General features: G+C 64.2%; 13 protein-coding genes and 2 pseudogenes. 8 read left to right on the forward strand and 7 right to left on the reverse strand.

The genetic code is table 11. The features are described from left to right. The 3 genes from VEI45_RS11490 to VEI45_RS11500 form a co-directional block, all read right to left on the reverse strand. Nucleotides 1-746 (reverse strand): MBL fold metallo-hydrolase (locus VEI45_RS11490; protein ID WP_324853211.1); only part of this gene is annotated, 746 nt, incomplete at its 3' end. Nucleotides 747-759: 13 nt separating this feature from the next. Continuing rightward, the gene (locus VEI45_RS11495) at nt 760-2031 is read right to left on the reverse strand and encodes a sulfotransferase (RefSeq protein ID WP_324853213.1); all 1272 of its coding nucleotides are present in this window, start codon (nt 2029-2031) and stop codon (nt 760-762) included. A 38-nt stretch (nt 2032-2069) separates the two neighbouring features. Further along, entirely contained in the window at nt 2070-2987 is a 918-nt protein-coding gene (locus VEI45_RS11500; protein ID WP_324853215.1) for a CoA ester lyase, read from the reverse strand. A gap of 168 nt (nt 2988-3155) precedes the next feature. On the opposite strand from VEI45_RS11500, the gene VEI45_RS11505 reads away from it, so the two are divergent. After that, nucleotides 3156-4595: a protein adenylyltransferase SelO gene (locus tag VEI45_RS11505; protein ID WP_324853217.1), complete on the forward strand. Its 1440-nt coding sequence runs from the start codon at nt 3156-3158 to the stop codon at nt 4593-4595. Here VEI45_RS11505 and VEI45_RS11510 read toward each other — a convergent pair. Continuing rightward, nucleotides 4571-5425 carry an oxidoreductase gene (locus VEI45_RS11510; RefSeq protein WP_324853219.1) on the reverse strand — a complete coding sequence of 285 codons (855 nt, stop codon included), beginning with the start codon at nt 5423-5425 and terminating at the stop codon, nt 4571-4573. The genes VEI45_RS11505 and VEI45_RS11510 overlap by 25 nt on opposite strands. 92 nt (nt 5426-5517) lie before the next feature. Between VEI45_RS11510 and VEI45_RS11515 the strand changes: the two genes are divergently transcribed. Then, the gene (locus tag VEI45_RS11515) at nt 5518-6105 is read left to right on the forward strand and encodes a TetR/AcrR family transcriptional regulator (RefSeq protein ID WP_324853222.1); all 588 of its coding nucleotides are present in this window, start codon (nt 5518-5520) and stop codon (nt 6103-6105) included. 150 nt (nt 6106-6255) lie between these two features. After that, nucleotides 6256-7797 (forward strand): amidohydrolase family protein, encoded by a 1542-nt coding sequence (locus VEI45_RS11520; protein ID WP_324853224.1) that lies wholly within the window; start codon nt 6256-6258, stop codon nt 7795-7797. Between the two features lie 21 nt (nt 7798-7818). On the opposite strand, the gene VEI45_RS11525 is transcribed toward VEI45_RS11520, so the two are convergent. Beyond that, complete coding sequence (locus VEI45_RS11525; RefSeq protein ID WP_324853225.1) at nt 7819-9579, reverse strand: N-acyl-D-amino-acid deacylase family protein; 1761 nt, start codon at nt 9577-9579, stop codon at nt 7819-7821. 72 nt (nt 9580-9651) lie between these two features. On the opposite strand from VEI45_RS11525, the gene VEI45_RS11530 reads away from it, so the two are divergent. The 5 genes and pseudogenes from VEI45_RS11530 (at nt 9652) to VEI45_RS11550 (ending at nt 12913) form a co-directional block, all read left to right on the forward strand. Next, nucleotides 9652-10989 (forward strand): aromatic ring-hydroxylating dioxygenase subunit alpha, encoded by a 1338-nt coding sequence (locus VEI45_RS11530; RefSeq protein WP_324853227.1) that lies wholly within the window; start codon nt 9652-9654, stop codon nt 10987-10989. Beyond that, a complete protein-coding gene (locus VEI45_RS11535) occupies nt 10973-11584 on the forward strand; it encodes a TetR/AcrR family transcriptional regulator (protein ID WP_324853228.1) in 612 nt (203 codons plus the stop codon). The genes VEI45_RS11530 and VEI45_RS11535 overlap by 17 nt, the downstream gene beginning before the upstream one ends. Nucleotides 11585-11603: 19 nt before the next feature. After that, nucleotides 11604-12254: an HD domain-containing protein gene (locus VEI45_RS11540; RefSeq protein WP_324853230.1), complete on the forward strand. Its 651-nt coding sequence runs from the start codon at nt 11604-11606 to the stop codon at nt 12252-12254. 177 nt (nt 12255-12431) lie between these two features. Beyond that, nucleotides 12432-12695: pseudogene (locus tag VEI45_RS11545) on the forward strand (glycogen phosphorylase); the annotation flags it as partial. 26 nt (nt 12696-12721) lie between these two features. Next, nucleotides 12722-12913 (forward strand): glycogen/starch/alpha-glucan phosphorylase, encoded by a 192-nt coding sequence (locus tag VEI45_RS11550; RefSeq protein WP_414687458.1) that lies wholly within the window; start codon nt 12722-12724, stop codon nt 12911-12913. Between the two features lie 3 nt (nt 12914-12916). On the opposite strand, the gene VEI45_RS11555 is transcribed toward VEI45_RS11550, so the two are convergent. Together VEI45_RS11555 and VEI45_RS11560 are read right to left on the reverse strand one after the other, a co-directional pair. Further along, nucleotides 12917-13723, reverse strand: a complete 807-nt coding sequence (locus VEI45_RS11555; protein WP_324853232.1) for an SDR family oxidoreductase — start codon at nt 13721-13723, stop codon at nt 12917-12919. After that, nucleotides 13720-13942: pseudogene (locus VEI45_RS11560) on the reverse strand (hypothetical protein); the annotation flags it as partial. The gene VEI45_RS11555 and the pseudogene VEI45_RS11560, both read right to left, overlap by 4 nt.

A 13942-nucleotide genomic window follows, 5' to 3' on the forward strand; every position in this document is an offset into this window, starting at 1 on the left:
GGCTCGAAGTGGCCGGTCACCAGGAGTTCGGGTTGCAGGTCACGAACCCGCTCGACCGACGCGATGGCGGTCAGCGCATCCCGATACCGGTCGCCACGCATGGTGACCAGGTTGGGGATGTGCCCGAAGAGCGGACCAAACATATTCCCGCACAGGCAGATTCGCTCTTCCGGCAGCCATATCACCAGCGAGTCGTTGGTTTCACCGCCGGGAACGGAGATCAACTCCATCCGCCGACCGCCGACTTCCAGTGTGAGGGTGTCCTCGAAGTCGAGGTCGACGGTGGGAACACTCTGGGCCGGCAGACGCTTGGTGCCGAGACGGCGTTGAATGGCCTGGATGCCGGTCGCCAACGTGTCTTTGAAGGCGAACGCGCTGCGGCTGGCCCGGTACGGGATGAGGCGTTCGTTGTCGTCTCGCCACAATGTCCAGTTTGCTTGTGCGACAACCGTTGTATTCGGGTCCCGCACGCTGTCCAAACCGCCGACATGGTCGACATGGCCCTGGGTGAAAATGATGTAGCGCACCGGTGAGGAGTCGACAGCATCGAAGTTGGCGCGGTGCACCGGCCCCTCGAAACCCATACCAGTGTTGACGATCACCCGGCCGTCATCGGTGGTCAGCAGGTAGGAGTTCGACAGGCCCGGCGAGCACCACAGCCCCGGGGCGACCTGCTCGGCTTTCTCGGCGGAGGCCGGGCGCATGGCGTCGGCTCCCGGCCGGCTGCGATAGACCGGTTCGGACATCACTGTTTCTCCTTTATTCGGCGCGTACGTCGAACCTGTCGAAATAGAAGTCGAACCGGGCGCGCAGTTCGTCGGGCGAAATGCCGAAGTGCCGGTGTAGGTCATAGCGGATCCGGCCGTGCTTGCCACGCGGATTGCCATCCAGATAACGCTGGAAGCCTTTGCGCACCTTCGGTGTCAATTCGACTCCGCCGCGACGGTAAAGCTCGTCGAGCAACGGCATTTCATTGCCGTTGAGGTGATGGAAACTGATGTCGATGCTGTGCTCGGCCGGCACCAGGTCGCGATCGCGCACGCACGCGCTGAGCAGCCGATGCACCCGGTCACTCCAGTAGTCCAACAGCCAGCCCGGTTCGATGCTGGTCCGGCGCAGCCGGTCGGAGTAGGCCATCATCGTGATCGCGGACTGGATCACCGCGACCGGATCGCGGTGCGTGAAGGCCACTGTCGCGTCCGGGAAGGTGGCCATCAGCGGGCCGAGCTGCTCACAGTGCTGCGGACTTTTGAGGACCCAGGTTTTTGGGCCGCGCAGGAATGTCAACGCCTGTAAGACTTTCTTCAGGTACCCGTAGTGCCGGTATTGGTCGAGGCCCAGGTAATAGTCGCGCCAGTCCGGCACGCGGGCATGCCATTCCAGTACGTAACTGGCCAGATCCAGGTCGAGGAGTTCGACTTCCTCCTCGATCGCCTCGGGGAACCGGTCGTGCATCGCGGCCACGACGGGGGCACTCGCCATCAACGCGTCGTGTTCGGATTTGGCTCGTGCGTAACGGGGGTCGACGCCGACGATGTCGGGGCCCTGGCCGAGCGCCGGGATCGGATCCTGACTCTCCCAGTACGGCAGCGCGCGCCGGCGTGGATCGGCGGCGATGAGATTGACCAGATGCGTGGTTCCGGATCGCGGCATCCCGACCACGATGAACGGCTTCTCGATGTGGATCGACTCGATCTCGGGATACCGCTTGATGAGGTCGGTCAGCGAGAGTCGGTTGCGCAGCAGGCGAACCACCCGCTGCCGCAGCGACGAGCGGGTGAGCTGGGTCAGTCCTTGGTCGGCTTCGATCGCGGCCACATGCGCGGCCAGCCGGTCGCTGAAGCCGTCGGTATCGTCGAGGTCGTCGCCCACCGAAGCCTGGTCGACGGCTTCGGCGAGCATCTGGTCGATGTCGAATTCGACGTGTTTGGCCTCGGTGAACTCCAGAATCTGACGCTGGACATCGGTTAACCTGGGCGATGTCAGATCGTCGAAGTCGATGTCGCCTATGTCGCCGACCGCAGAACCCACGCCACCGCCTCCTCGACATTTGCAGCTGCCGTGCTCTTTCAGTAGTGATAGGTGTCCGACGGCGCGGGCATGTGAACTTGTTCGTCGTCAAACTCAGAAACTTTGATGCCATAGGCATGAGCCAGTTCGAGGATTTTTGTGGCCCTAGCGACGCGCGGGAGGTCAGACCCGTTGCGAATCTCTCCCCCGTCGCGTTCGAACTCTGCGAAAAACTCGTTGGCCCAGGAGATTTCATCCTGTGACGGGGATAGTCCCTCATTAACCACGGAACATTGCTCCGGCGTAAGGCAGATCTTGCCCGTCATCCCGAACTCGGCGGAGACAGCCGTGGCCTCGATTAGCTTCAGTGGGTTGGAGCCAATAGTGGGCCCGTCGATCGCACTGGGCAGGTTGGCCGCCTTGGCGGCGATCGTAAAGCGTGAGCGAGCGTAAGCCAGGGTGGCCGTGTCTTCTCCAAAGCCGGTGTCACGGCGGAAATCGCCGATGCCGAAGGCGAGCCGGAAAGTACCCTTGGCCGCAGCGATCTCGGTGATGCGCTCCAGACCCCGCGCCGTTTCGACCAGCGCCACGATTGGCACATCAGGCAGTCGTTTCGCTGTCTCGGCGACATGGTCCACCGATTCGACCATCGCCAGCATCACCCCGCCGACCGAGGTGTCGGTCAGCATGGCTAAATCGCCCGCCCACCAAGGGGTGCCGAAGCCGTTGATGCGAACCCAATCGGTGTTGCTGGCCTCAAGCCAACGTAGGACGTTGTCGCGGGCGGCGGCCTTGTCCTTCGGAGCGACCGCGTCCTCGATGTCGAGCACGACGATGTCGGCGCGAGAACGTGCAGCGTCTTCGAACCGGTCGGCATGGGCGCCGTTGACCAATAACCAACTCCGGGCGAGAACCGGGTCGATGCGTGAGCCGACGCCAGTAGAATCCGCCGCGGCGGTGTCGATCTTTTCGTACATCGAGTGATCTGTCGTCTCTTCGTTCCATCCTTGCCGGGTTCGTCTTCCCTAAACCGTAGCGACATCGCAAAACGAATGGTGCGGATGGCGCGCATCCACGGTAGCGGCAACGCTGACGCTTGCGTCCCAGAAGGGCCACGATTTCGGAGTCTCCGTACTGTGGGTGAAGTGAGCGTCGCTCCGGATACGACTGTTGCCCTGCGAGACCGCTTCTTCCGCGACTTGCCGGAGATGGCTGTCCGCTGGCAAGCCGAGACCTTTCCCGACCTGCGACTGCTGGTGCTCAACGAGCCGCTGGCCGCCGAGCTTGGCCTCGACGCTGCCTGGCTGCGCAGTCCAGACGGGTTGCGCTTTTTGGTGGGCAACCTGGTTCCCGTCAATGCCGCTCCGGTAGCCCAGGCCTACGCCGGGCATCAGTTCGGCGGCTACGTGCCGCGGTTGGGCGACGGGCGCGCGCTGCTGCTGGGCGAGCTGGTCGGCGCCGACGGGCGCATTCGCGACATCCACCTCAAGGGTTCCGGCGCCACACCGTTCGCCCGCGGGGGTGACGGCCTCGCCGCGGTGGGACCGATGCTGCGCGAATACCTCGTCAGCGAGGCCATGCACGCGCTGGGTGTGCCGACGACGCGATCGTTGGCAGTGGTCGGTACGGGCCGCCCGGTACAGCGCGAGACGCTTCTGGCCGGCGCCGTGCTCGCCCGCGTCGCCAGCAGCCATCTGCGTGTCGGGAGCTTCCAATACGCCGCCGCTACCGCCAACCCGGACCTACTGCGACGCTTGGCCGACCACGCGATCGCGCGTCACCACCCCGAGGCAGCGGACGCCGACCACCCCTATCTCGCGCTGTTCGAAGCGGTGGCCCGGGTTCAGGCGTCGTTGGTGGCCCGATGGATGCTGATCGGCTTCGTCCATGGGGTGATGAACACCGACAACATGACGATCTCCGGCGAAACCATCGACTACGGACCATGCGCCTTCATGGAGGCCTACGACCCCGACACGGTCTTCAGTTCGATCGATTATTGGGGCCGCTACGCCTACGGCAATCAGCCCGCCATCGCCGGGTGGAATCTCGCCCGGTTCGCCGAGGCACTTCTCCCGCTGCTCTCCGACAACGTCGAAGAGGGTATTGCGCTCGCGGAGAACTCGTTCGGGGCATTCCGCGACGAGTACGACACGGTCTGGACGTCCGGGATGCGAGTCAAACTTGGCTTGTCTGCGGACGTCGAAGCCGGCGTCGTCGCGTCGTTGGTCGACGAGTTGCTGCTCCTGCTGAAGGAAAGCCAGGTGGATTACACCTCGTTCTTCCGCCAGCTCAGCGGGACGACTCGCGGCGAGACCGGGCCCGCCGGCTTCGACGATTGGATCTCACGCTGGCGGGCGCTGCGCCCAGACGCCGACTCAATGGACCGCGCCAACCCCATCTACATTCCGCGCAACCACCTGGTCGAGGAAGCCTTGACCGCGGCGACATCAGGCGACCCGGATTCGTTCGAGCGGTTGCTGGTGGCCGTGACCGCGCCTTACCACGAACGACCGGGCCTCGAGCGGTATGCCAGTCCGGCTCCCGAGGACTTCGGCCCCTACCAAACCTTCTGCGGCACCTGATTCGGCTTCGGTGTTGCCGTCGTCAACTTGTTCGCTTTGCGAATTCCGTTGTCCAGCAAGCCAGCCGGCGCATACTTCTTCAGCAACGCCAGCCGCCGTGCCAGGGGTCCGGCCGGATACCGCAATTTCGGCGTACGGCTGGTCGCCGCCTTCAGCACGACTCGCGCGACGACCGAGGGATCATCCCCGGTATGCAACTCGTCGGTGATGACCTGCTTGACGTGCTCGCGAACGACCTCGTAATCCCGCAGCGGTGAATCGGCATCGGTTGCGTTGGCTTCGAACGAGGTGTTGGTGTAGCCGGGCTCGACGACGGAGACCCGCACACCGAATTCGCGGGTTTCATGATCGAGGGACTCCGAGTAGCCCTCGACCGCGTGCTTTGAGGCCGCGTAGAACGAACCGTAGGGCGACGGCAGGAATCCCAGCACCGAGCTGATGTTGATGATGCGACCACTGCGCTGTGCACGCAGGTAAGGGAGCACCTCGCGGGTCAACCGCGCCAATCCGAAGAAGTTGGTCTCGAACAGCTGCTGCGCCTGGCCGGTCGACGTCTCCTCCGCGGCGCCGAAGACGCCGGCGCCGGCGTTGTTGACCAGGATGTCGATGCGCCCGGCACGCTGAACGACGGTGGATACGGCCGCGGTGACCGAGGCGTCGTCGGTGACGTCGAGCTGGACCAATTCCACTCCGGCGACCGGTTGCGTCGTTCGCGGGTTGCGGCTGGTGCCGAAGACCTCGAAGCCTTTTTCCGCGAAGGCGCCCGCTATAGCCCGGCCGATGCCCGACGAGACGCCGGTAACCAGTACCACGGGCGATCGATTTGTCATGTGCACTCCTAGTAAACCGATTGGTGTACTTCTATCCGTCGCCACGCTACACCACTTGACGTCCGATGTAAACCGGTCGGTATACTCTTGCCATGAGCAAGCAGCACACGACGACCAGGGGCGGCCGCGGCGCGCGGCAGCGCATCCTGGATGCCGCCGCGGAGTTGTTCTATCGCGAGGGCATCAACGCCACTGGCGTTGAGCGACTCGCCGCCGAATCGTCGGTCTCCAAACGGACTCTCTACCAACACTTTCCGAGCAAGACAGCGGTGGTCGAGGAATATCTGCGCAGCATCGAGCAACGCGTCGCCGATTCCGTGCAACCGTTGGCGGACGCCGGCGACCAAACGCCGCGCGAACGCCTACTCGCCATTTTCCAAGCACCCACGGCGCCTGGCGGACCGCTACGCGGCTGCCCGTTCCACAATGCCGCCGTCGAGGCAGCAGGATCGATGCCCGGAGTTCAAAAAATTGTTCGTGCCAGCAAGCGCAGCTTCATCGACGAACTGACTGCGCTGGCCAAGCAGGCGGGCGCCGCCGACCCACAACTACTGGGCAACGAGCTCGGGGTGCTCTATGAAGGTGCGGCCGCACTGGCCACCTCGCTGGACGACTCGTCGCCGTGGGCGCAGGCTCGCGCGGCCGCTGAGACGGTGATCGATCACGCGCTCGCCCAGTGACACTGGAACCGAGGTCTCCCCGACTCACCCGCCTTCGTGCTATCCCAACGAACCGATGAATAAGGACACACGATGACCGGTGCCTTATCGCCAAACTCAGCTCCACGCTCCGGGTCTGATGGGACCTTTGACGAGTTTGAACGTGCCGTGATGAGCCTGGTGCATGGTGGCTGTTGTGCGACACCGAGCCTGTCTGTGGTGCGTCGCCGACCCGCTCCGCCGCTGCGGCACAACACCAAATTTCGGCGGCTAGGACGCGAGGCGTGGATTCAGACGGTATCCCCGCGCGACCCGATTCTGCCGATGATTCGCGACGCTTTCGTCCTCCCGGACGTCACCCTCGCATACGCCGATCGCCCGGACGAAGAACACGTCGATGTCCTGGTATCTGCGGGGAAGATCGACCGCGTCACACCAACCGGGACCGAGACCCTGGCGCCCGGCGCGACCGTGTTCGAGGACGCCAGAGGTAACTTCGTGGCCAGTGCGCTCATCGACATGCACGTGCACATGCCCCCCGCCAACCTGCTCCGGCTCACCGACATATTCCTGCTCCAAACGCTTCGGCACGGGATCACGATCGTTCGCGACGCCGGCGACCCGGACGGGACCACAACCCCCGCCGCGCTCGCCTGTGTCGCCTCGGGGGCGCTTCCCGGACCGGAAATCCACTACGCCTACGGATTTGTGAACGCCCCACCCGCGCGCTGGTCAAATTCGTTCGTGTATGACGGTCCGGCACAAGCGCCTGGCATCATCAAGCGGCTGCAGCACCTTGGTGCGACGTGGGTCAAATCGTACGAGAACCTCGATCTCCCGCGAATCGAAGCGCTTAAGCGGGCTGCGCAGGAGGCGGGCATGGGAGTTCTGGGCCATGTCCCATACGGGCTCGGCCACGAGGAAGCCCTGCTACCGGACAGCCAGCACCTCATGGGTGTGGCGCCGCCGAGCAGCATCAGACGCGACCACATTTTCGACCGCATCTACGACTGGGACGCCGTCGATCAGCGTCGAACCGACATCGTCCGCCGCGCCTGCATCGAACATCGGCTTGCGATGACGCCGACCCTCAACGCTGTCACGGGCGTTCTGGATCTCGACCGCTACCAGGAGGCGTGCCGCGAGCCGACGGCCGGGACGCTGCCCTCGTTCTACTCAACCGTGGTGTGGAACCCCGACAAGGGCATGCCTACCTACAGAAATCTCACCACGGAGGACTTCGATCGTTGCCGACGCGCCGTGGAGCGCAAACACGAGTTCATCAGCCAGCTGCATGACGACGGCGTGACCTTGCTCCTTGGCACCGACACGCAACAGCCATTCGTCGCGCCGGGTATCGCACTCCACCGCGAATTCGAAGCATTCGACCAGGCCGGAATACCGCGCCGGGACTCCTTCCGCCTCGCTACGGCGACCGCGGCGACGGTTCTCGGGCTCACGAGTACAGGAACCCCAGCCGAGGGTGGTCGCGCGGAGCTCATCGTCAGCCGAACCGACCCGCGCAAGTCGGACTGGTCGGTTCAACGGGACCTGACCGCGACCATCGCGCACGGAATACTCGTCACCGCAGCGGATCTCGACAGGGCAATTCGATCCGAGCTAGCGCGGTTCGAGAACAAATTCAGCGAATTCACATCGCGATTGCTCGCACAACTCAACATGTATCAGCTCGCAAGAAACTTCGTGAGCTGACGGGCAGACCCTCCATCCGGCTCAGCGCGCGCCACGCACCAACCGGCCGGGGCGAGCGCCGGTGTCGGCGCCGTCGCGGCGGGTCACGACGCCGTTGACGATCGTCGCGCTGTAGCCGGAGGCACCCTGCACGAGCCGGTTGCCGCCTGCCGGCAGGTCATAGGCCATCCGGGGCGCATGCAGGGTGAGCGCATTCATGTCAATCACGTTGACGTCGGCCCTCTTTCCGACTTCGACGACACCGCGATCGGAGAGCCCGAACAGCTGCGCGGTGTCGTGGGACTGCTTGCGGATGACGTACTCCAGCGGAAGCTTCTCGCCGCGGTGGCGATCCCGCGCCCAGTGGGTCAGCAGGAAGGTGGGATACGACGCGTCACAGATCATGCTGCAGTGCGCGCCGCCGTCGGACAGCCCGACCACGCCCGCAGGATGCGTGAGCATTTCCCGGATCGCGTCATGGTTGCCGTAGGAGTAGTTGTAGAACGGCAGCATCAGCATGGACGTTGCGTCGGAATCCAGCATCAGGTCGTAGAGCGTGGCCAATGGGTCCTCGCCGCGGTCGGCGGCGATTTTCTCCACGGTGCGTTCGTCGGTCGGCTCGTAGTCGGGAGGATCACCCAACGCATAGAGCCGACCAAGCGAATATTGAGCGAGGGCGAACATGTTGTCGAACAACTTGTTTGGGTCCGGCGGCAGATCGTCCTCGGACAGGATCGCCGCCTTGACGGCGGGGTCGGCCAGACGCTTCGCCAACTCGTCGCGGCTGCATTCAGCCTTCAACCGACGGAAGGTCGGGCGGTGGGTGAACGCGTGATGCCCGGGAAAGCCGAACAGCATGCCGAACGGTCGCGCGGCGATCTGGGGATACAACCGACTGCCCGCCGCGTGGGCGGCCGCCGAGATGTCCAGCTGTTCGCGCCACAGGTCCGGCGCGGCGTCCACCTGGATCATGCCGAATGAAATCGGCCGGTCAATCTCGGCGCCGAGGCGTTGCATCCAGTCCAGTTCCTTCTTGGGCGCGATGATGTCTTCGCCGGCCACGCCCTGCGGCGCCAGCTCGAAGACGGCCTGGCCGCCGGCCGCCATGGCCCGGCCGAGTCCGAACAACTCGTCCTCGGCGGCGTAAGTTCCGGGAACCGGCTCGCCGTCGATGGCCCGGTGACCGATGGTGCGGGAGGTCGAGAAGCCCAGGGCGCCGGCCTCGACGGCCTCCTGTACGAGGCGTGCCATCGCCGCGATGTCGTCGGGTGAGGCGGGCTCATTACGGGCGCCGCGTTCGCCCATCGCGTAGGCGCGGACCGCGCCGTGGGCTACCTGGCTGCCCACGTCGACGGCGAAGTTCTTTCTTCCGATGACGTCGAGGTATTCCGGGTAGCTCTCCCAACCCCACGAGATGCCCTCGGTCAGTGCGCTGCCGGGAATGTCCTCGACACCTTCCATCAGGCCGATCAGCCAATCTTCTTGACCCGGCCGCACCGGCGCGAACCCGACCCCGCAGTTACCCATGACGATGGTGGTCACGCCGTGGCTGCTGGACGGCTCCAACATGTCGTCCCAGCTGACCTGGCCGTCGTAGTGGGTGTGGATGTCGACAAATCCGGGCGCGACGATCTTTCCGGTTGCGTCGATCGTCTCGGCGGCCTCGCCTTCCAGCGGCGCGCTACCGGGCCCGCGGCGACGAACCTCGACGATTCTGCCGTCTTTGACGGCGATGTCGGCGTCGAATCGGTCCGTACCGGTTCCGTCCACAACGGTTCCGCCCGTGATTTTGAGGTCGAACACGATTACACCCTTCCTGGCCAGCCGCTACAGTGGCCAATGTAACACCGTTACAGACGCGAGGGAAATGCTTCGATGACGACCCAAGTCACCCCAGACGCTCGACGCGAGGACGCGATCGGCACGCCGCCGCAACGCCCGACCCTGGTGCCCGCGGAGCGGTATTACTCCCCTGCGTTTGCTCAACTTGAAGTGCAGCGGATGTGGCCGCGAGTCTGGCAGGTCGCCTGCACGGTGGACCACGTCGCCGAGCCCGGCGACTATTTCGAATACCGCTGCGGCCCTTACTCGGTACTCATTGTTCGCGGCGACGACGGGACGCTTCGCGCCTTCCAGAACGTGTGCCGCCATCGCGGCAACTCGCTGTGCGCCGGCTCGGGCGCAGGCTTGGGTGAACTGCGCTGCGGCTACCACGGCTGGACCTGGGATCTGTGCGGTGTTCTCAAGCGAGTTCCCAACCGCAAAGGGTTTGGAACGCTGCAGATGTCTGAGCTGCCACTCGTCACGGTTCGGGTCGACACCTGGGAAAGGCTCATATTCGTCAACCTCGACGTCGACGCCGCGCCGTTAGCCGACTTCTTGGAGGCGGTGCCGCAGGACATCGCATGGCTCGGTCTCGGCGACTTCCGCTGCTATGGGACCATGACCATCGAGGTCGATGCGAACTGGAAGACGATCGCCGACGGGTTCAGCGAGACCTATCACGTCCAGACGTTGCATCCCGAGTTGCACCGGTGCATGGATGATGTCTATGCCCCGCAAGTGATTTGGGGGCACACCGGCAAGTCCGAGCAGCTCTACGGTGTGCCAAGCCCGCATCTCAAGCAGATGCCCACCGACGCTGAGGTGTGGGACGCCTACGTCTGCACCCAGGGGGCCCTGATGGGCGTCGCGGAGGGCACGCCATTCCCGGGCGACCAGCACGGCTGGTCCGCCAAAGACGTAATCGCCGAGCGGACAAGAGCTTTCGCTGCTTCGCGCGGCGTCGATTTGAGCTGGGCCAGTACCGACCAGGTGATGCGACTGCACCAGTACAACGTCTTCCCGAATCTCACGCTGCTGGCCAACGCCGATCACTTCACGGTGATGGCCGCACATCCTGGGCCGGATCCCGATCACGGCGAGTTTGTCATGTTGTTGTGGACGCGGATGCCGCCGGGTGCGCCGCGAATCAAGCCTGCCGACGTTCGGATGACGGCGAATGAGGCCGAGCCCGGTCTGGTGATGACTCAGGACATTAACGTGTTGGCCGGACTTCAGCGCGGTCTGCACCAGCCCGGGTTCACGCACTTGAGGCTGTCCAACGAGGAACGGCGGGTTATTAATATGCACCGCAACCTCGAACGCTACCTCGACCTACCCGAAGCAGATCGGATGACCGGAGGGGGTGAAGCCAGTGACGGAGGCTGTTAGCGCAGAAACGATCCTCGACACCGCTGCCCGGCTGATCGAAGACCACGGCGTCGAGGCATTCACGATGCGCGGCCTCGCCGAGGAACTTGGGGTAGCAGTCACCTCGATCTACTGGCATGTCGGCGGCCGCGACAAGCTCTTCGACAGCCTGGTCGACCGATTGCTAAGCGAGATGGCACATCTGCCCATCGAGGGTGACACTGCCGTCGAACGCATCGCGTCACTAGCGCGTTCTCAGCGCAGCGCGCTGATCGACCGACAACACCTGCTCGCCATTGCCCATGAACGGGACCGAACGCCGACGCTGTTTCTGCCGATTCAGCAGACATTGGCGGCGCAGCTGGCCGAGTTGGGCGTGACCGGAACTGATGCCGCACTCATCTTGCGAGCGGTGCAGGTTCACGTCATATCGTCTGCGGTGATGCAGTTCTCGGCGGTTCGGGGCGCCAAACACGAGGAGGAAGACCCCTCGCTGTGGGACGACGACTGGCCCGACCAGGCGCTCGTTCAGGCGCTGCAGTCTCCCACCGACTACGACGCCGTCTTCGAATACGGCCTCAACGCGCTGCTGAGTCAGCTGCCCTCGGGTGGCTAACAAATCGAGAGGATTCACGATGAGCGCCGCATCTACGCAGTCCATCGCCGGTATCGCTATTCCCGACACCCCGCTCGTGCGTGAAATCACCGAGTACATCCGCGACACCGAAGACGAACTGCTGTTTAACCACTCGCGGCGAGTGTTCCTCTTCGGCGCACTGCAAGGTCATAGGCGTGGCCTGCAGCCCGATCCCGAATTGCTTTATGCCGGCGCGATGTTCCACGACATCGGGCTGACCGAAGGCTATCGGACGTCCATGCTTCGGTTCGAGGTCGACGGCGCCAACGCGGCACGGGACTTTCTCCTGGAACGTGGCGTTGCCCAGGCCGCCGCCCGCAAGGTCTGGCTTTCCATCGCACTGCATACAACGCCCGGCGTGCCGGAATTCCTGGACCCCGAAATCGCACTCGTCACCGCCGGCGTCGAGGCCGACGTCCTCGGCATCGGCCGCAGCGACCTATCGTCTCAAGCAATTGAGGCGGTCACCGCTGCGCATCCCCGACCCGACTTCAAAAACCGGATCCTGCAGGCGTTCAACGACGGCATGAAGCACCGGCCGGATAGCACGTTCGGGACCATGAATGCCGATGTGCTGCAACACTTCGACGACTCCTTCGTGCGTGACGACTTCGTCCAGATCATCCTCAACAACAGCTGGCCGGAATAGAGCACCACGGCCAGGGCAAAGCCGAAGCGCAACGCTTTTCCTTTGCCAGTCCGTGGGTTTGCGTTCACGAGACGGACGTCAATTACGTGCCTGGTGTGCAGACATCGCCGGCACAATTTCGGCCTGCGCGCCGCCGCGCATGCGTGCGGTGTCTCCATCTAGGGAGTAGGACTCACCATGACCGATGTCGATCACACAAGGCCCGCCGACCTGGTCGAGCACTCCCGCACCGGGATGGGTGCGCCAGCGCTGCAGCGAGCGATCACCGATCACCTGCGCTACTCGATCGGCCGGCCGGCCGCGGCCCTGCGGCCCGAGCACTACTACCGGGCGCTCGCGCTGGCCGTGCGTGACCGCATGCAGGACCGCCGGGTGGCGTCGACGCAGACCTCACTGGATCTCGGCCGTAAGGTGACCTGCTACCTGTCAGCCGAGTTCTTGACAACCTGCGCTACGACGACCCCTTCCTGGTCTGCGCGGACTACGCGTCGTACGTGAATTGCCAGGACCAGGTGAGTGCCGCTTGGCAGGACCGAGACGCGTGGACGAAGACGTCCATCTTGAATACCGCACGCAGCGGCAAGTTCTCGTCGGATCGTGCCATCGCCGAGTACTGCGATGACATTTGGAGCGTCTGGCCGCTGACCGTGACGATGTGAATGTCAGTGGTAGCCGGGCAAATCCGGGATGCCACTGGCTGTCAGCCAACCGCCGCCGTCGACGACCAAAGTCGCTCCAGTAACGTACGACGCCGCGTCACTGGCCAGGAATAGCACCGCTTCAGCCACCTCGGTGGTCGAACCGGAACGCCTGAGGGGATTCAGGATGGTGCGGTTTTGGTCATCGCCTGCGATTCTCTTCACCCCCTCGGTTCCTGACATCGCCCCGGGGGCAACAATATTGACGCGTACCCCGTCGGGTCCCCATTCGATCGCAGAAGCGCGGCTGAGCGCATCAATGCCGGCTTTGGCCGCAACGACGTGCGCTTGCAGCGCCATGCCGCGGTACTGAATCGCCGCGCTGATGTTCACCACGGCGCCGCCGTGGTCACGCAGCCATAGTTCGTAGGCTGCCTTCGATACGTTGAATGTCCCTAACAGGTCGATGTCGACCACGGCCTTGAACCCGTTAGGGCTGAGGCCGCTGATCGGGACCGGGAAATTTCCGGCCGCATTGTTGACGACGACGTCGAGTCGACCGAACGTGCGCAGCACTTCCTCGATGACTGCCGTCACCTCGTCGTGCCGGCGGACGTCGCACACTCCGTAGCAGGCCTCAATCCCCGCTTGCCGCAATGCCGCAACCGCGGCTTGGAGGTTGGCCTCCTTCCGGCTACAGATGGCGACGCGAGCCCCGTGACTCCCCAGTACCCTGGCGATCTCCAGTCCCAGCCCGGTGGCGCCGCCGGTTACTAATGCCACCTTCCCCTGGAGAAGATCGGCGCGGAACGGACTGCGGCGGGTGGTCACGAACGTACCGGCGGGATCGGCAGCCGGGCGGATTCGTCCAGGTCGGTGTTGGTGCCCAGGACGAAGGTCCAGTCCAGGGTCACGAAGGGCTCCTCGACCGTCGTCCCGTCAGGGGCGACCCCGGGTTCGTGGCGCACATAATCCGCCTGCAGCGATTCCACGTCGGCGAAGACCGCGTCGCGGCCGATGTACGGATCGTCTCGGTAGAACAGTTGGGTG

This window comes from Mycobacterium sp. (genome assembly GCF_035623875.1).
GTDB lineage: Bacteria > Actinomycetota > Actinomycetes > Mycobacteriales > Mycobacteriaceae > Mycobacterium.